This window comes from Caballeronia insecticola (genome assembly GCF_000402035.1).
Lineage (GTDB): Bacteria > Pseudomonadota > Gammaproteobacteria > Burkholderiales > Burkholderiaceae > Caballeronia > Caballeronia insecticola.
Window position 1 is genome coordinate 2,241,412 of the sequence record NC_021287.1, and the last position, 17,765, is coordinate 2,259,176.

General features: G+C 63.5%; 13 protein-coding genes. 4 read left to right on the plus strand and 9 right to left on the minus strand.

Annotation, left to right across the window (positions count from 1 at the left end):
• The first annotated feature begins 326 nt into the window (after window positions 1–326).
• The gene (locus BRPE64_RS10355; RefSeq protein WP_016346054.1) at window positions 327–1,499 is read left to right on the plus strand and encodes a glycosyltransferase; all 1,173 of its coding nucleotides are present in this window, start codon (window positions 327–329) and stop codon (window positions 1,497–1,499) included.
• Window positions 1,500–1,781: 282 nt separating this feature from the next.
• Here the strand turns inward: BRPE64_RS10355 and BRPE64_RS10360 are convergent, their stop codons facing one another.
• Complete coding sequence (locus tag BRPE64_RS10360) at window positions 1,782–2,921, minus strand: acyltransferase family protein (RefSeq protein ID WP_016346055.1); 1,140 nt, start codon at window positions 2,919–2,921, stop codon at window positions 1,782–1,784.
• A gap of 540 nt (window positions 2,922–3,461) precedes the next feature.
• Here BRPE64_RS10360 and BRPE64_RS10365 point away from each other — a divergent pair.
• Together BRPE64_RS10365 and BRPE64_RS10370 are read left to right on the plus strand one after the other, a co-directional pair.
• Window positions 3,462–4,943, plus strand: coding sequence for a hypothetical protein (locus tag BRPE64_RS10365; RefSeq protein WP_016346057.1), 1,482 nt, complete (start codon window positions 3,462–3,464; stop codon window positions 4,941–4,943).
• A 49-nt stretch (window positions 4,944–4,992) separates the two neighbouring features.
• Window positions 4,993–6,189: a glycosyltransferase gene (locus BRPE64_RS10370; protein ID WP_016346058.1), complete on the plus strand. Its 1,197-nt coding sequence runs from the start codon at window positions 4,993–4,995 to the stop codon at window positions 6,187–6,189.
• 10 nt (window positions 6,190–6,199) lie between these two features.
• On the opposite strand, the gene BRPE64_RS10375 is transcribed toward BRPE64_RS10370, so the two are convergent.
• The 3 genes from BRPE64_RS10375 to BRPE64_RS10385 form a co-directional block, all read right to left on the minus strand.
• Window positions 6,200–6,658, minus strand: coding sequence for a hypothetical protein (locus BRPE64_RS10375; RefSeq protein ID WP_016346059.1), 459 nt, complete (start codon window positions 6,656–6,658; stop codon window positions 6,200–6,202).
• Window positions 6,659–6,796: 138 nt separating this feature from the next.
• Window positions 6,797–8,536 (minus strand): GMC oxidoreductase, encoded by a 1,740-nt coding sequence (locus BRPE64_RS10380; protein ID WP_044041490.1) that lies wholly within the window; start codon window positions 8,534–8,536, stop codon window positions 6,797–6,799.
• Between the two features lie 490 nt (window positions 8,537–9,026).
• Window positions 9,027–9,656: a DapH/DapD/GlmU-related protein gene (locus BRPE64_RS10385; protein ID WP_016346062.1), complete on the minus strand. Its 630-nt coding sequence runs from the start codon at window positions 9,654–9,656 to the stop codon at window positions 9,027–9,029.
• Window positions 9,657–10,094: 438 nt separating this feature from the next.
• Between BRPE64_RS10385 and BRPE64_RS33540 the strand changes: the two genes are divergently transcribed.
• The gene (locus BRPE64_RS33540; protein ID WP_193788515.1) at window positions 10,095–10,568 is read left to right on the plus strand and encodes a hypothetical protein; all 474 of its coding nucleotides are present in this window, start codon (window positions 10,095–10,097) and stop codon (window positions 10,566–10,568) included.
• A 107-nt stretch (window positions 10,569–10,675) separates the two neighbouring features.
• Here BRPE64_RS33540 and BRPE64_RS10395 read toward each other — a convergent pair whose 3' ends face one another.
• The 5 genes from BRPE64_RS10395 to BRPE64_RS10415 all read right to left on the minus strand — a co-directional run bounded on the left by BRPE64_RS10395 (window position 10,676) and on the right by BRPE64_RS10415 (window position 17,758).
• Window positions 10,676–12,031, minus strand: coding sequence for a glycosyltransferase WbuB (locus BRPE64_RS10395; protein ID WP_016346064.1), 1,356 nt, complete (start codon window positions 12,029–12,031; stop codon window positions 10,676–10,678).
• A 133-nt stretch (window positions 12,032–12,164) separates the two neighbouring features.
• Window positions 12,165–13,307 carry a glycosyltransferase family 4 protein gene (locus BRPE64_RS10400; protein WP_044041494.1) on the minus strand — a complete coding sequence of 381 codons (1,143 nt, stop codon included), beginning with the start codon at window positions 13,305–13,307 and terminating at the stop codon, window positions 12,165–12,167.
• 48 nt (window positions 13,308–13,355) lie between these two features.
• Window positions 13,356–14,312, minus strand: coding sequence for a GDP-L-fucose synthase family protein (locus BRPE64_RS10405; RefSeq protein ID WP_044041495.1), 957 nt, complete (start codon window positions 14,310–14,312; stop codon window positions 13,356–13,358).
• Window positions 14,313–14,317: 5 nt separating this feature from the next.
• Window positions 14,318–15,436, minus strand: coding sequence for a GDP-mannose 4,6-dehydratase (gene gmd / locus BRPE64_RS10410; protein WP_016346068.1), 1,119 nt, complete (start codon window positions 15,434–15,436; stop codon window positions 14,318–14,320).
• Window positions 15,437–15,529: 93 nt separating this feature from the next.
• On the minus strand, window positions 15,530–17,758 hold the full coding sequence (locus tag BRPE64_RS10415; protein ID WP_016346069.1) for a polysaccharide biosynthesis tyrosine autokinase: 2,229 nt from the start codon (window positions 17,756–17,758) through the stop codon (window positions 15,530–15,532).
• Window positions 17,759–17,765 lie beyond the last annotated feature (7 nt).

Sequence of the window (17,765 nt, forward strand, 5' to 3'; positions counted from 1 at the left end):
TGGTGCGAGCGCGGCCGCGCTTCTTTTCAGGCGACTGTGGCAAAAGTATCGTGTGACGGGTCTCGGCGGACGCCAACGCGTAGTCGAAATCGGCCCGAAATGGGTATCAATGCGGGTTGACGCGCGCAGATTCGTGCGCTCGCGCACGGCCGGCGGCACTTTGCGACGCGGATAAACGCTCAAAAATGGCGGTCGGATGCGCGTACGCGATGCTAGTGTTCATTCGTCGGCACAATCGTGCGTGCTATGCGTGCGCTTATCGTGTGCGTTTATCGTGCGCGCGTGCCGTGCGACGTCACCCAGCGAATGCAAAGGCCAAACCTGCGATGAACGATAGCGTCCTCATCATCGAACCCGACTTCAGCGGCCACCGCTGGCGCTATGCCGAGTGGGCGGCGAACGCGTACATGGAAGCGGGCTATCGCTGCGTGATCGTCACGGAGCCGCGCAACGAGGGACACCCGCTCGTCAGGAAGATTCGCGAACAGGGCGCGGCGAATCTCGACATCGCGCTGGTCGCGCCGCCGGCGGCGGACGGCGGCATTGCGTCGAAGCTGAGTTATGCGCGCATGCATCGGCACTTCCGGCATGCGTATGAGACTGCGAAGCAGGATCGCGCGGTGGCGCTCGTCGTCGTGCCTTATGTCGATTACTTTTTGCTCGCGCTGCCGTTTTTGCGTTCGCCCTTCGGCGCGACGCCGTGGGTCGGCATCACGATGCGCTCGAACTTTCATCATCATCTCGTGGGCGTGCGTGCGCCGCGCCGGCCGCTCGTCAATGCGGTGAAGGCGCAGCTTTTTGCGCGCGCGATCCGGGCGGGCGGCATGAAGACGCTGCTGACCATCGATCCGACTTTGCCGGACTGGTGGAAGCACAACGGGACTTCGTCCGGCACGACGATCGAGTATCTCGCCGATCCGTTCCCCGATGCACGCGCCGCCGAGCCCGCCGCCGCGAAGGCGCGACTGGGTTTGTCGGAGGGCACGCATGTGCTCGTGTATGGCGCGATCAACGATCGCAAGGGCGTGTTCGAACTGATCGATGCGTTGAGCGAGCGCGCGGGCGCGGCCTACGGACCGACGCTCGTCATCGCTGGCGCGCAGGATGCCGATGTGCGGGAGCGGCTGGCCGTCGCCGTCGCGAAGCTGACGCCTGCGCCCGTGATCCTCGATCGCTTCATTTCCAGCGAGGACGAACTCGACCTCTTCTCCGCCTGCGATGTGGTGTGGCTCGGCTACAAGGGGCATTACGGCATGAGCGGCGTGCTGGTGCAGGCGTATCGCTTCGGCAAGCCGGTGGTCGCGACGGCGGATGGATTGATCGGGTGGTTTTGCCGCACGGGCGAACTGGGACCGGTCATCGATGATCTTTCCGCCGGGGCGATCAATCGCGCACTCGATGATGTGCTCGCGAGGCGCTCGCGGCCTGTGGTTTCCGGGCATTTGCTCGAGCGTAATACGCTGAGCCAGTTCAAGGAGACGTTGCGGCAAGTGGTTTGAATTCGAGTTTTCGACGGCAGTCGCAAATCCGGCTGTCGGATGCAAGTACGCGATCTGCTCGCTGTTTGCTTGCCACGCTATGACAGCCAGAACGGAATTTGCGCTTGGCCGCTGCTGGTGTTGGTCACTATCGAGATAGCGCTCCCACTACGATTTGCACTCCTGCCTAAGACGGAGGTGGCATGTCGTTTTCGGAAGGGATACTGCGCACGTCCCCATGTAGATCGCGCCGGATGGGCGAAGCATTCAGGTTCCATCGGCCGCCCGAAGCACGCAAAGCCATCAAGCCTGCGACTCCACCCCCGCCACCGCCACTTCCCTCTTCCGCTTAGCCGGAAACAACGCATCCCGGATACGCAAAAACGGAAACTCCACAGCCCGCGTCGTCACGTACCCCACGATAATCGCAATCGCGAACTGCGCCGCCATGATGGCGAACCACGCGGGAATGGCCGGCAAATGCAGCGCCGCGGCCTTGCGGATCAGCATGTCGCCCGGTGCGAGCGCGAGCGAATGCCAGAGATAGATGCCGTACGAATACACGCCGATCCACCCGATCGCGCGATACGCCTTCGACGAGCGAATCGAACCCGAATACTCCAGCGTCAGCACGATGAGCGCGCAGAACCCGATCGCCTGAATCGTGTAGCCGATGCTCTGATCGAGCGCCACATTGCGCGTACCCAACACGAGCCACAACACGACACCGACGACCATCGCGATCAACACGCGCTTGCGCTGCGCGATCGCGCGATACACCGCGGGCTTCATCCAGTACAACGCGGCCAGCATCACGCCGAAGAGCAGACTGTCGATACGGTATTGCGTATAAAAGAACGTCCCTTGCAGATCGCCGCGATACACCGCCATGCTGCGCGCGATCAGCACGACGAGACAAATCGAGCCGAGCACGCAAAGAATCGCATCGACACGCGTGCGCCAGCGCGCCAGCACGATCAGCAGCAGCGGCAGGAACAGATAGAAATGCTCCTCCACGGCCAGGCTCCAGGTCTGCGCAATCGACGACCCGAAATAGTTCTGCATGTGCGTGAGGTTCTGCACGAGAAACGTGTTCGTCGCATGACGCCCGACGAGCACATGAAACAGGATCAGCACGTAATACGCGGGCCAGATCTTGAAGATCCGCCGCACGATGAAACGCCCTGCATCGATGCGCCCGTCCTGCGCATACTGCTTCAACAGCAATCCGCCGACGAGAAAACCCGACAGCGTAAAGAACAGATTCACGCCTTCGTGCCCGAAACTCTTCAACGGATACTCGATGGCCGCAATGATCGCGCTGCCCGTCGGATACGAGTGGAAGTGAAACCCCATCACCGCGATGATCGCCAGTCCCCGGATGAAATCGAGTTCGATCGATCGGCTGGGGCCTTGCATGCGTGTCGCGCCGAACAAGCCCATTCCTTTCCCCTTCTGCGAAGCGCGTTTGTTGTGGTCCGGATTCGCGCGATCGAAGCCGCGGGTTTCCTCGAATCGAAGCGCTCATGCGCATGCAAATCGCGCATTGCGCATGGTCGAGCGCTCTCCTTGCGGACAGCCGTTTCCGGCAATCCAATCTTCGGTCTAGAAATTCGGGACGATCCGCCAGAATCACGCCGTTTGCGGCCATCGGCGACGCATGGGTGCCGGATTTGCAACAGGTGCGAAGCCGCGCGCCACGCATCACTGAAACGCTTCACACGAAGCGTGGGACGGCGCACATGGGCATCCGTCCTTTCGCGCCGAACGCTAGTCGCTATACGCCGCCGCGAGGGCGCGCCCGCAACCCCGCTGATATATTCGACCCACAAATACGGGGTTCCCGGGGACGTCGCCTGCAAGGGCGCTGCGCTCATGCGCGGCGCGGCGCGGCAATCATGCGATGAAGGCTTCCCGGGTACGCATCGGCATCGACGCCGCGACGAAGACTCGAATGAGCTCCGCGATTCTTAAGAGAACGCCATGCGCAACAAATTCGCCGTCGTCTGGATGTGGCTCTTTCTGCTTCCGCTCGCGTTCGACTTCAAGGGCGCCGAGACGGCCAGCAAGGCCATTCAGATTCTGCTCACCGTGCCGTCCTTCGGCGCGGGCTGCTTTCTGCTGCTGATTGCGCCACGCTTCGCGCGCCGCTCGCGCATGCGCACCGTCATCACGTCGCTGTTCCTGATCACGATGATCGGCAGCATCGCCACGCAAGTGTTGCAAGGCAACGACTCGGGCAATTACATGCGCGTGATCCTGCCGTTCGTGCTCATGTTGCTCGGCTATTTCGTCGGCTGCCGTCCGTGGGATTCGCAGCGCCTCGCACAACTCGAACGCGCGATGTACTGGTCGATGATCGCATCGCTCGTCTTCAGTTTCGGCTTCGGCATGGCAACGGGCGGCGGCCTCGACAGCGTGCGCTTTCGTATCGTCTCGGTCACGTTCCTCTGTCTGCAAGGGCTGCTGCTGCATGAGTTCGTCGTCGCCAAGCGCATCACGAAGTTCACCGTGCTGCTGTTTCTCGCGACCGTCGTCATCGAGTTGTTGAGCGTGACGCGCAGTCTGCTCGTCGGCACCGTGCTGCTCTTCGCCTTCGCAACCTGGCTCGCCGCACCGTCGATCAAGCATCTGTTCACCGCGGGACTGCGCGCCGTCATGGTCCTGTCGCTGCTCGGCGCAATGGCGGCCGCCTCGGCCGCGTTCTTCCCGACCGTGGCGGAACACTGGGTGCAGCGCATGTCGTTCGCGAAGGACACCGAATCCGGCCGCGATCCGACCACCATCACGCGTCTCGCGGAAATGAAGGACCAGTACGATCAGACGACATCGTCGGCGCTGTCGACACTCGTCGGCATGGGCTACGGGCACGACTACCGCTATTCGCCGACCTATCTGCCCGATCTTGCCGGCCAGTTCAGCAAGAAGGATTTCTACGCCATCAAGGAATGGGCGGCCGGACACAACTTCTGGGTCTATCAGTTCTTCGCGGGCGGCCTGCTGTTCGGTCTCGCGCTGCCGATCGCCGTGCTGTGGGCGCTCTGGCGCGGCTCGATGGCGTATCGATCATGGCGTCACCGGGCCGGCGATGCGCTCTATCTGCCCGTGCTCGGCCGCGCGCTGCTCGTGGTCGCGGCGCTGCCCGCGACTTCCATCGGCGGCAATCCGCTCGGCAACCGCTTCTCGGGCGTCGTGTTCGGCGTGGCGCTGGGGCTGCTCGTTGCATCGTATGCGCGCATCGCTCACGCCATGCGCGTGCGCGCCGCCGAAACCGCCGCGCAGCAGGCTCGCGCCAAGCGCCCTTATGCAACCGCGCCGGGCGCCATGCCGCCCGGCATGCATCCGCACGACGAGCCTCTGCCCGAGATCCTGCCGACGCATGCCTCGTCCGCACCGGGTCTTTCGCACGGCCAGAGCGGTCGCGAGCCGCCGCCGGGCGCGAGTTCGTTCGCGCCCAACGCCTGAACGCCGTCATCGCGATTCGGGCGCACTTCACGGAATCGGCCATTACGTCATGAAGATCCTGCATCTGCTCTCCACTGTCGATCCGCGCGCGGGCGGTCCCACCGAAGGCGTGCTGCAAAGCGGTCTCAGCATGCGGGCGATGGGGCACGAAGTCGAAGTCGTCTCGCTCGATGCGCCCGATGCGCCGCATGTCGCCGCATTCGGGCTGCGCCTGCATGCGCTCGGGCCGTCGCGCGGCTTCTATGGGCTATGCCCCGCGCTCGTGCCGTGGCTGAAAGAACATGCCTCACGTTTCGATGCGGTGATCGTCAACGGACTCTGGCAATACCACAGCTTCGGCGCATGGAAGGCATTGCATGGCAGCGGCGTGCCCTATTACGTGTTTCCGCACGGCATGCTGGACCCGTGGTTCAAGCGCACTTATCCGCTCAAGCATCTGAAGAAAAGCCTTTACTGGCCGTGGGCCGAATATCGCGTGCTGCGCGATGCGCGCCGCGTGCTCTTCACAACGGAAGAGGAACGCCTGCTCGCGCGCCAATCGTTCCGGCTTTATCGCGCGAACGAGGAAGTCGTCGCGTTCGGCACGCGTCCGCCGCCCGCCGATTCGACTGCGCTGCGCAATGCGTTTCTCGCACGATTTCCGCCACTCGCGGGCAAGCGCGCGATTCTCTTTCTCGGCCGCATCCATGAGAAGAAGGGTTGCGATCTGCTGCTGAAAGCATTCGCACAGGTACGCGATATCGATCCGCAGGCGCATCTCGTGATGGCCGGTCCCGACGACAGCGAATACGCCGCGCAAATGCGCGCGCTGGCAACGGAACTCGGCATCGATAATCGCGTGACGTGGACCGGCATGCTCACCGGCGATCTGAAATGGGGCGCGTATCAATCGAGCGATGTGTTCGCGCTGCCCTCGCATCAGGAGAACTTCGGCATTGCGGTGGCGGAAGCGCTCGGCTCGCGCCTGCCCGTGCTGATCTCCGACAAGGTCAATATCTGGCGCGAAGTGAACGCCGATGGCGCGGGCATCGTGACGACCGATACTGTGGAAGGCACGGTCGAAGCATTGTCAGGCTGGCTGAAGATGGACGCGCACGCATGCGAGGCGATGCGCGCTCAGGCGCTCGCCACGTTCACGAAGCGCTTTCATGTCGAAGCGATGTCGAAGGACTTGTTGCGCGTGCTGCGCGAAGGCGCGGGCACGCCGGGCGGCAACTTCGCGCGCGGGACATTGCCCGCGCAATGAAGTCACCTGGTTACTGCGCGGGCAAATGCGCCCGCAAATAAGGCGCGAATCCGTTCTGCACGGCGATGATCTTCGTTGCGCAGTCGTCGAAGTCGGAGCCGCGTGCGCGTTCGTCTTCGAACATGCCCTTGCATTGCGCGAAGAGCGAGACGGTCGCGCCATTGCCATCCGCGACGCGCGTCGCTGAAAACACCGGCTTGCCGGAACCCGAAGGCACTTCGGTTTCGATGGCGGCCGCATCCGCGCGAGTCAGACGTTCCTTCGAATTTTGCTCGACGTAAGTCTTCGTGAGCGTCCAGACCGCATCGCATTGCGCGGCGTCACGGCACGCGATGGTCGCGCTGCGCTGCGCGGCATCGAGCGATTGCTGCGACAAAAGAAACGTGCGTTCCTTCTGTTGCTCCTTCTCCGCGGACGAGCAGGCAGCCAGAAAAATTGAAGCACATGCGAGAGCGGTAAGCGTTTTCACGAGCGTGACACCAAAAATCCAGGTCGGACGGCGATTATAGCGACGCGCGCCCGCGCCACGCCGATTCCGCCTTTCAGTCAAAGAAAACGCCGCCGGTGCTGCAACCCGGCGGCGTTTCGCTTCTACCGCGTGCGTGCGCTACTTCTTCGCCATCTGCAAGGCGACGCCCGGCATATGCATCGTCGATGCGGCGATCGGCATCGTCTCCGCCGGCACATCGTTCTTCATCGGCAAGCCGTGCGAGGTAACGAGCGTCGTCGACGTTTCATCGCCCTTGATCACACGCCCGAGATGACTCGCAAGCCGCAAGGTCAGCGCCGCGATCGTGATGGTCGGGAAGTTCGCGCCCACCGTCGGGAACACCGAGCTTCCCGCCACGTACAGATTGCTCATGCCGTGGATCTTGAGATTGCGGTCCACCACGCCCTGCTTCTCCGAATCGTGCATGCGCGTCGTGCCCATGTGATGCCAGGTGCCTTCGAGTTGCGCGGGCCACGGCTTGCCTTCGAGCGGCTCGTCGAGCGTCACGTCCGCCACGCCGCCGCGCTTGAGTTCCGCGGCGATATGCGCAACCGTGCGATCGAACGTGCGCTTCACGAGTTCGGTCACCTGCCAGTTCACCTGCACGCGATTCATGCCGAGAAAGTCCTTCTGCGCCGAGAGCGTCACGCGGCTGTCGCGATTCGGCTCGGCCTCGACGATCGTCTGAATCTTCACCTCGGTGATGAGCGGACGCGGCTGCAACAGACGCGCGAGTCCGAAGCATGCGGTATCGACCGGATGCGTCACCATCGCGGCGAGATCCGACGCCATGCTGAAACCCGGTTCGTCCTTCTTCAAGAGCCGCTGCTTCATGCGGATCAGCGCTTCCGAACCCTTGGTGTTTTCGCCGCGAAACACCGAGTAGAACCACGCACGCGCATTGAGCAGCTTCTCGCGTTCCAGCACCTGCTGCGTCAACGCGAACTGCGACGAGATGAACGTGTTGTGCGCAGAGACCGCGCGGTTCTGATAGTGATACTTGATGTCGTAGAGCTTGTTGCGCCGCCATGCCGGCGTGAAATGCACATTCGCCGACATGATGCGCGGATGGTCCATGAAATAGCGCCCGACGAGATCCTGACCGTTGCCCAGACCCGCCGACTGAACCTTGTTCGATGCAAGCAGAAGCCGCGCATTCTCGATGCCGCCCGTCGCCAGCACGAAGACTTTCGCGCGCATCGCGAAGCGCCGGCCCGAGAGCGTGCCGACATCGATCTTCGTGACCGAGCGCGCATCGGCGTCGGTGTCGATGTTGAGCGCGTTGGCGAAGAGAAACACGCGCACGTGCTGCGCATCGAGCAGATGCTTGCGATACACCTTGCCGAAGCGTACCGGCGGGCTGAACTGCGAGATCGTGTCGCGCACGGTGCCGCTCGGAAACGGATGACGCTTCACGTCGTCGCGATGAATCGCCGCTTCCCAGTACGCGGGCTCGAAATTCGTTTCGCCCAGTTGCAGAAGCTGATGCGTGCGCGCGTAGTACGGACGCAGCTCGTCGAGGCCGAACGGCCAGCCGCTGTCGGCGACCCAGTCGCGCTTCTCGAAGTCCCAGGGATCGAGCGGACGGCACCAGCCGCCCCAGCAATTGCTGCTGCCGCCGAGATAGCGGCTGCGGCAGCCATCGGCGAATTCGTAGGGCACGCCGACGTTCTCGCCGCGATACAGATCGCGCGTTTCGTCGTCGGGGCGATAGCCGCCGCTTTCCAGCATGCAGGCGTCGATGCCCTGCCTTTCCAGCTCGAGCGCGAGCGTGATTCCCGCGACGCCCGCGCCGATGATGCAAACCGTGGTCTCTATGACTGCGCCCTCTTCCACACTTCGGCTGTCAATGAACATGCCCCGTGCTCCCTCTTATTCCGTGCTTGGAGCGGTGTCGTGTGTTGCCTGAGTCGCCACCGCGCTTCTGACCCATTGTCCAAAACGCCGTATCCGCGCTCGATACCCGCGTGCGCGATACGGACGATCTCGACGGTGCCCCTTCCACGCATTCGAATCGCACGCCTGTCGCACGCCTGTCGCGCGATTTCGTGCCGTTTTACGTGCTGATTCACGTACCGATTGCGTGCCCTCGGAACTCCGGTTCAGCTTCACTGCCTCCTTCGTCATTCGGTTCACGAAATCCCGATGCGGGCGGCGTGGCTCTTCGTCGAGCTCTTCGGTCCGTCGCAGCGGGCGCGCTGTATGTTTCGCCGTCTCCGTCGTCGATGCGTTGCGTCGATGCGTTGCGTCGATACGTTGCGTCCATCTCTTGCCGCGTTTCGACGACACGCCGCGATCAAGCGCACAGCAACGCGCGTCTCGCGGCTCGATGATTCATCTCGATGACCTACTCGGGAAAACGCTTTCTGATGAAGCGCACGGGATTACCGCCGTACACGCCTTCCGCATCGAGCGAGCGATGCACCACGGAGAGCGGCGTGACGACCGCCGAACGCCCGATGGTGACGCCCATCTGCACCACGCATTTGGATGTGATCCAGACGCCGTCTTCGATCACGATCGGTGCGACTTGCAGGTCCATGTTGCCGGCCACGTCGTGCGAGCCCGTCGTCAGGAAAACACCCTGCGAGATGCAGACGTTGTTGCCGATGCGAATGTTCGTCTGGTTGTAGATCCACGCGTCGACGCCGAACCAGCAGTTGTCGCCGACTTCGAGATTCCACGGCGCTTTCACGCGGACCGGATGCGGCATGCGGCAGTTCGCGCCGATCCGCGCGCCGAATGCGCGCAGCAGCGCGACGCGCACGAACGACACCGGAATCAGCTTGTTGTTGATGAAGCAGGCTTCGATGAAGAACCACACGAGCTCGATGAAGAACCCGCGCTTCGCCTCGTAATTTCCGGGGCCGGCCTGCGACAGGTCGATCACCTTGCCGGACGCTTTCACGCCGCGCGCAGCGAGTCCGTCGCCGTTGTCGGCCCGGCCGACGCGACGCTCCCCGATCGCTCTGTCCATATGACCCCCGCCATGTCACAGCTCTTGCGCCAAGGCCGCCTTGCGGCGCGCCACGCCTGTCATGCCATGCTCGCGACTTGTATTTCGATTCTCGTCATACGAACCGGCATCTGCTCGTCCTGCCCCGCATGATCACGCGATCGAGACTGTCTTGTCGTCCACCCATTCGTGGGGAACACGCACTCTCATATCGCCCGTGTACGGGGTTTGGTAAGTCGATTATCGGCGATGGGTGCGACGCTACGCATGCTCCCCGATTCGAATGGCCGCTTCGGCATGGCTTTTGGCGGTAGCCGGCGGTGGCGCGCAGTATCGTGTTTGCATGCGCGCGGGGCTCGTCGCAGGACGCATCTCGACGCTCCCCGAAACGATGCGCGATGCCGCATGTCGATGCGCGGCAGTACATGGCGATACACGGCAATCAGCCAGGAGACTTCGATGAAACAAGAGCTACGCACGGCGCTTTTATCCCTCTTCATGAGTGCGCTGGCGCCGTGCGCGCTGGTCGCGTCGCCGGCGGCGCATGCGGGCAATTTCGCCGATGCGGCCATCACCAAAGGACAGGCAGGCGGCGGCGTGCCAGCCGAAATGGATCTGCTCGGCAGTCCCGGCACTTACTCCGATCCGTACGGCGCGCCGACCAACGGACGCGGCGGCCAGCGCGGCCCGATCACCAACGCGCAGACCACGCAGGGCGTCTCGCCGACGGACAAGCTGCTCGCGCAACAGAACGGTTATGTGGGCAATCCGGCGGCGGGCGCGCAGCTACGCGCGACGGCGCGCAAGAACGACACGAAGACGATGATGCAGCCGCAAGGCGCAGCCGCGACGCTCTATCCGGCGCCCGCGGGTCTCAAGCCGCCGGCGGCGAACGCGGCGCGCGCGCGGGACATTTACAAGTCGCCTTATTGAGTCGTGTTATCAAGCCGTCTTATTGAGTCGTCTTACTAAGCATTCGGGCCTCGCACGAACGCGCGTTCATGCGAGGCCCGGCAGTCGAACAAAAAGCCCGCGCGGCCTTATTCGATCTTCTCGATCTGCGGCAGGATCGGCGCACGTTCCGCGATGCGCGTGAGCGTGACATCGGCGACATCGGCGGGGCGGGTCTGTGAGGCCGCTTCCTGCAAACGCACTTCCGCGGCATTCGGCAGACGCGAGCCCGCCAGTTCGAAGAGGCGCTCCTGCATGCGCGCGAACACGGCCGCGGGCGCGAGGCGCTCCTGCGCGAAGCGCCGCCCTTCCTCGCCGTGACGCGCGCGCAAGACAGGATCGGCGATGAGCATCTCGATCGCGTTGATCAGCGCCTGCGCGCTCTCCGGCTCGATCACTTCGCCGCGCCCATGCACGGCTTCGTGCAGCTCGGTGCCCGGATGCGCCATCGCGATGACGGCGCGTGCGCTCGCGAACATGCCGGTCAGCTTCGAGGGCATCACGAGATCGGCGACGTCGCCGCGTTGCGGCAGTACGTGGATATCGGCGAGATTGAGCAGTTCGTTCAGGCGCTCGACCGGTTGCAGGCTCAGAAAACGCGTGTTGGGCAGATCGGCGCAACGCTTCTGCAACTGCGTGCGGGTGGCGCCGTTGCCGCAGAACACGAACACGATGTCCTCGCGCGACGCGAGCGCGGCGGCCGCATCGGCGAGCACGTCGAGACCTTGCTTGGCTCCCATGTTGCCCGAGTAAAGCACGACGCCCGTATGTTCGCCGATGCCCAGTTCGCGACGCAGCTCGCTCGGCCGGTCGAGCGGAAAGATCGCGGCGGTGTCGACCCAGTTCGGCAGATGAAACACATTGGCGAGCGCCACGCCCTTGTTCACGGCGCGATCGACCATCTTGTCGGAGATCGACGACACCACGTCGAAGCGCTTCATGAGCCAGCGTTCGAAGGCGAGCGCCATGCGGCCCGCGCGCGGATTCCTGAGCAGGCCGAGGTCGAACGCGGCATCGACTTCGAAGTCCTGGATATGCAGCCACGAACGCGCGCCCGTCATGCGCGCGAGCATGAGCGCGCCGGGCGCATTGAGCAGGCTCGGCGCGATGGTCATCACGACATGCGGACGCCACAGCGCATGCACGGCAAGCGCGGGCAACGACGCGCACGCGAACGATGCGAGATGCAGCATGCGCTTCGCGCCGCTGGGCTTTGCGGGCACCCACAGCGGTGCGCGCCACAGACGCACGCCACGGCGCGTCTCGATCCGGTGCATCCAGCTCCTGTAGCCCGCCCCCACTTTCCATTCCGGGTAATACGGCGGCGCGCAGACCACGCGCACATCGTGGCCCGACTCCGCCAGCGCCTCGGCCATCTCCGCCGTGTACTTGCCGGTACCCGTCAACTCGGGCGCATAGTTCAGCCCGTAGATCAGTATTCTCATTTGGTCCCTCGCCCGACATTCGCGCCCGCATCTCCGGGCGTGTCCTCGCCGCCCGGGCAAAGCGCCGGCCGCCGGGTACGCAGGACCGCGTACCCGGCGGCGCCGAAAAGCCGCGTGTGAATCCTCCCTTCGTTCAGTTCGTCAGCAGACGCGCACAACCGCGCGCGATGTTCGCCGCCGCGGACGGCGGATCGAAACGCTGGATCACGTCGGTGCAGCGCCGGGCGACGTCCGCCGTATCGGCGAACGCTTCGAGCGACTTCAGCATCGTGCGATGCAGTGCCGGCACATCGCCGGCGGGAAACGAATAACCCGACACGCCATCGACGACGAGCTCCGGCACGCAGCCGCAACTCTCGCTGACGATGACCGGACAGCCGTGGCTCAGCGCCTCGTTCGTCACGAGACCCCAGGGCTCGCGCACGCTCGGCAGCACCATGCACGTGGCGCCGAAATATTCGCGCGAGAGCGGCTCGTCCTGCAGGCTGCCCAGAAACTTCACGGAGTCTTCGAGACCGGTATCGGCGGCTTGCTGTTTCAGCTGGTTGCCGAGCGGCCCGGTGCCGACGATGCGCAACTCCGCATCCGGCACACGCTCCTTCAATAATCTAAACGCTTCTACGAGCGTATTAATTCCCTTCTCCGCCGACAATCGGCCGACGAACAGAAACACCGGCTTGTTGCCCTCGCGATACGCGAGTCTGTCGGGCACCACGGCGTCCGGCGTGAACGAGCGCGGCAGCGCCGCGGCCTGACACGGACTAAAGATCGTGTCCTGCTTCGCGCCGAGCGACATCAGATACTCGCGACTGCGCAGGCCGAACGCGAAGTAGCCGTCGCACAGCGCGAAGAACAGGCGCTTCGGAATCGAGGTGACCATGCGGCGCGGATTGTCGCGCGCGGTCGAATCGCAAAACACCGCGCGCCGCTTGCCCGTGACGATGCATGCCCCCAGCATCGCCCAATACTCGGGACGATGATAGCCCGGCAAAACCACGAGATCCGCCTTGGTTTTCAGGACTTCCCACGTGAGCCGCATCGTCATGCGCCAGGTCGGCACATCCTCGTAGCATCCGTTGAAGAGCTTCTTCATCGGATAGCGGTGGAACGAATAGTCGACATCCGAGAAGCCGATGCGGTCGTGCTCCGTATCGGCGATCTGTACCATCGAATAGCGGATCGAACCTGCGCCCGAGATGTTGTGCAGTTGGGACAGCACTTCACCCTTGTGCCGCGACCACACGACGTTATGAAAGATGGTCACTGTTGCAGACATTGTTGTTTTGTCCCTGGGAGTATCGTTTTCGTCGTAGTCGATGCGTGCTCAGGCCGCGAGCGGCGCCTGCTGCATCGATGCATAGCGCGCGAGAAAATCCGCATACGTCGCGCGAATCCCGTCTTCCAGTGCGATCGACGCGCGCCATCCCATGCCGTCGAGCTTCGAGACATCGAGCAGCTTGCGCGGCGTGCCGTCCGGCTTGAGTGGATCGAACACGAGTTCGCCGTGAAAGCCCACCACGCGGCAGACCGTCTGCGCCAGTTCGCGGATGGTCAGGTCCTCGCCCACGCCGACGTTGAACACGCCCTCGCTCACGTCGCGCTCCATCAGGAAAGTGGCGGCATCGGCGAGATCGTCGACATGCAGGAACTCGCGGCGCGGCGTGCCCGAGCCCCACACGGGCAGCGTCGCGTCGCCGCGCAGCTTGGCCTCGTGCGCCTTGCGAATCAGCGCGGGCAGCACGTGGCTGCTTTGCAGGTCGTAGTTGTCGTTCGGGCCGTAGAGGTTCGTCGGCATCAGCGAAACGAACTTCGTGCCGTACTGACGGTTGTAGGCTTCGCACATCTTGAGGCCGGCGATCTTCGCGATCGCATAGGCTTCGTTGGTCGGCTCCAGCGCGGATTGCAGGAGGTACTCCTCCTTGATCGGCTGCGGGCACGACTTCGGATAGATGCACGACGAACCGAAGAAGATCAGCTTCGACACGTTCCAGCGGCACGCCGCGTGGATCACGTTCGTTTCGATCGCGAGGTTCTCGTAGATGAACGAGGCGGGCATCGTCGAATTCGCGAGGATGCCGCCCACGCGCGCCGCCGCGAGAAACACCACGTCGATCTTTTCTTCCTCGAAGAACAGGTTCACGCCGCCCTGGTCGATGAGATCGAGATGCGCCTTCGTGCGTGTGACGATGTTGCGATAGCCGGCGTCCGTCAAGCGGCGCACGAGCGCCGAGCCGACCATCCCGCGATGTCCCGCAACGAAGATACGTGCGTGCTTATCCATGCGCTTCACTCGTGATGTTCGAGGGCTTTGAAACCGGCGAGCGTGACAAGCGCGTCGCGCCGGGCGATTTGATAGTCGGCGCGCACCATTTCCTTGACGAGCGCCTGGAACGGCGTGACCGGACGCCAGCCGAGCTTCGCGTGCGCCTTCGACGGGTCGCCCAGCAGCGTCTCGACTTCGGTCGGGCGGAAGTAGCGCGGATCGACACGCACGATCACGCGTCCCGGCGCGAGCTTGGTCTCGCGGCTGTCGACGCGATCGACGATGCCGACTTCATCCGCACCCTCGCCTTCGAAGCGCACATGAATGCCGAGTTCCGCCGCCGCCTGCTGCACGAACTCGCGCACGCTGTACTGCACGCCCGTCGCGATCACGAAGTCCTCGGGCTTTTCCTGCTGCAGCATCATCCATTGCATCTCGACGTAATCGCGCGCATGGCCCCAGTCGCGCAGCGCCGAGAGATTGCCGAGATAGAGATCGTCCTGCAGGCCCACGGCGATGCGTGCGATCGCGCGTGTGATCTTGCGTGTGACGAACGTCTCGCCGCGCACCGGCGATTCGTGATTGAACAGAATGCCGTTGCACGCGTACATGTCGTACGCCTCGCGATAGTTCACCGTGATCCAGTACGCATAGAGCTTCGCGACCGCATACGGGCTGCGCGGATAGAACGGCGTGCTCTCGCGCTGCGGGATCTCCTGAACCAGACCATATAGTTCGGATGTCGAAGCTTGATAGAAACGCGTTTTCTTCTCGAGGCCCAGAATGCGTATCGCCTCGAGAATCCGCAACGCGCCGAGGCCGTCGGCGTTGGCCGTGTACTCGGGCTCCTCGAACGACACCGCCACGTGGCTCTGCGCGGCGAGGTTGTAGATCTCGTCGGGCATCACGCGCTGGATGATCCGCACGAGGCTCGTCGAATCGGTCAGGTCGCCGTGATGCAGAAACAGGCGCTGGTCCGCTTCGTGCGGATCGCGATACAGGTGATCGATGCGGTCTGTGTTGAAGAGCGAACTACGGCGCTTGATGCCGTGCACCTCGTAACCCTTGCTCAGCAACAGTTCGGCAAGATACGACCCGTCTTGCCCGGTGATGCCGGTGATCAAAGCGACTTTGCGGTCCATGCGTAACCTCTCCATCTTCGGTCTCTAGATGCGGCGCGCGGGGACGCGCCGACATTGTTGTACCGGGCCTACCGAGCTTTTATCCGCGATGCCCTACTCCGCGATGCTTTCGTAGCCGTAGTACCCGGCGTATGTACTTCCCATCAACATCTTCGATTGCGGAACGTCCGTCAGCAGCACACCCTTCATATTCACGCCACCGTGGTGCAGGCGCTTCATCGTCTCGCCGATTTCCTGCACCTGGTTCTTGCCGTGCCGCACGACGAGCAGGCTCGTGCCCGCGTGCTTGCCGATGACCGTTGCATCGGTGACCGCGAGCACGGGCGGCGTGTCGATGATCACGAGGTCGTAGAGTTGCTTGAGTTCGCCCAGCACGTCGCCCAGACGATCGCTCGCGAGGAGCTCCGACGGATGCGAAGGCAGCGAGCCCTTGGTAATGAGGTCGACGCCCGGCAGCACGTCGTGCAGGATCGCGCTCGTCACATCGGCGCCCATCAGTACGTCGGAGAGGCCCGGCGAATGACGCACGCCGAAGTGCGAGTGAATGTCGCCGCGGCGCATGTCGCCGTCGATCAACAGCACGCGCTTGCGGGTCGAGGCCACCAGCGTCGCGAGGTTCACCGAGAGGAACGACTTGCCCGCTTCCGGACGCGAGCCGGTCAGCATCACGACGTTGTTGCGCGCATCGGCGAGTTGCAGTTGCAGCGACGTGCGCAGACCGCGAATGCCTTCGACGGCCGCATCTTCCGGCGCCTGCGCGGCGAGCACATGCAGCCCTTCGCGGCGCAAGCCGACCTTGCGTTGCAGACGCAGTTGCTGCGTGCTGCGCGGCACGATCGCGAAGACGCGCACGCCCAGTTGCTTTTCGATCTCTTCCGGACGCTCCACGCCGCCGTACAGCGACTTGCGGATGAACGCGAGGATGATGCCGAGCACGAGGCCCACGCCCGCCGAGATCGCGATGATCAGCACGCGCTTCGGCCGCACGGGATCGTCCGGGGCTTGCGCGAAGTCCACCACGCGCACGTTGCCGATCTGGCCTGCCTTGGCGATGCGCAGTTGCTGCGCGCTGTTGAGGAGGCTCGTGTAGAGCTCGGTGTTCACGCGCACGTCGCGCAGATAGCGCAGCGCGGTCTGCTCGGTATCGGGCAGCGTCGACACGTTCTTGGCCATGCGCGACTGCGCGCCGGTCAATGCGCCGATCTGCGCATCGAGCGCCTGCACCGACGGGTGATTCGCCGTGAAGCGCAGCGACAGCTCGGCGCGCTGCTGTTGCAGGTCCGTGAGCTTGGTCTTGTTATCGACGATCTGCTGCAACAGCAGACGGCTTTCTTCGGAGAGATCGACCGTGCCCTGCTTGTTGCGGAACGAGTTGTACTTCTGCTCGGATTCGTCGAGCTGCTTCTTCAGTATCGGCAGTTGCTGATCGAGGAACGCGAGCGTGTGCTCCGCTTCCGCCGAGCGCTTGTTCGCATCCTGCGCGACATAGCGGTTCGCGATGTTATTGACGATCTGCGCGACTTCCTTCGGGTTGCCGCCTTCGAGGCTCAAGCCGATGATGCCCGACTGCAACGCGGTCTCCGCCACCGTCAGGCGCTTTTGCAGACTGTCGATGGTGGTGAGCGTCGAGAAGCGTTGCAGTTCGAACTGCACGCCCGGGTTGCCCACGAGCTTGTCGACCTTGAGCTTGACCGGCCCTTGCGGCGTCACACCCGACGCTTCCTCGCCGACTCGGCCCGTGAGGATCGCGACGCCGTCCGGATCGTTCAGCACATAGCTGCCGTTCTCGCCCGCGACGAGCGTGAACTTCTTGTCGTAGAGATCCTTCGGCGTCTCGAAGAGCGGCACGTCGATCTGCTCGCCGCCCCACGCGAAGCGCGACAGATAACCCGACGGCACCGGCATGTTGAACATCGAGAAGACGCTGCCGATCAGGCCGCCGATCACGGGAAAGCCGTGCGGCACCGCGCTGATGTCGAGATGCAGACGCCGCACCGTATCGTCGACGACGAGACGCGAGCGCAGCAGTTCGATCTGCGCCGCGGTGGAGGACTTCGCATCGAACATCTGCGAGACCGCCTGCACCGCATTGGCGTTCGCGTTCGGATTGTTGTTCGCGTTGGTCTCTTCGACCTGGATGAGCGCGTCCGCCTTGTAGGTCGGCGTCGCGATGAACGCGTATGCCGTCCCCAGCGCGACCACGGCGAGCATCACGACCGTGACGAGTTTCCAGTTGCCCAGTACGGCCGCCAGATAATCGGACAGACGTAACTCGTCGCCCGTCGATACGTCCGAGTATCGTGAATCAAAGTTCATCGCCATGGTCTCG

Bases quoted from the DNA above. Each gene is read 5' to 3' on its own strand.
- BRPE64_RS10405 (WP_044041495.1), bottom strand. From the start codon at position 14,312: ATGGATAAGCACGCACGTATCTTCGTTGCGGGACATCGCGGGATGGTC.
- BRPE64_RS10415 (WP_016346069.1), bottom strand. From the start codon at position 17,758: ATGGCGATGAACTTTGATTCACGATACTCGGACGTATCGACGGGCGAC.
- BRPE64_RS10380 (WP_044041490.1), bottom strand. From the start codon at position 8,536: ATGTTCATTGACAGCCGAAGTGTGGAAGAGGGCGCAGTCATAGAGACC.
- BRPE64_RS10370 (WP_016346058.1), top strand. From the start codon at position 4,993: ATGAAGATCCTGCATCTGCTCTCCACTGTCGATCCGCGCGCGGGCGGT.
- BRPE64_RS10385 (WP_016346062.1), bottom strand. From the start codon at position 9,656: ATGGACAGAGCGATCGGGGAGCGTCGCGTCGGCCGGGCCGACAACGGC.
- gmd (WP_016346068.1), bottom strand. From the start codon at position 15,436: ATGGACCGCAAAGTCGCTTTGATCACCGGCATCACCGGGCAAGACGGG.
- BRPE64_RS10365 (WP_016346057.1), top strand. From the start codon at position 3,462: ATGCGCAACAAATTCGCCGTCGTCTGGATGTGGCTCTTTCTGCTTCCG.
- BRPE64_RS10400 (WP_044041494.1), bottom strand. From the start codon at position 13,307: ATGTCTGCAACAGTGACCATCTTTCATAACGTCGTGTGGTCGCGGCAC.
- BRPE64_RS10355 (WP_016346054.1), top strand. From the start codon at position 327: ATGAACGATAGCGTCCTCATCATCGAACCCGACTTCAGCGGCCACCGC.
- BRPE64_RS10395 (WP_016346064.1), bottom strand. From the start codon at position 12,031: ATGAGAATACTGATCTACGGGCTGAACTATGCGCCCGAGTTGACGGGT.
- BRPE64_RS10360 (WP_016346055.1), bottom strand. From the start codon at position 2,921: ATGGGCTTGTTCGGCGCGACACGCATGCAAGGCCCCAGCCGATCGATC.
- BRPE64_RS33540 (WP_193788515.1), top strand. From the start codon at position 10,095: ATGAAACAAGAGCTACGCACGGCGCTTTTATCCCTCTTCATGAGTGCG.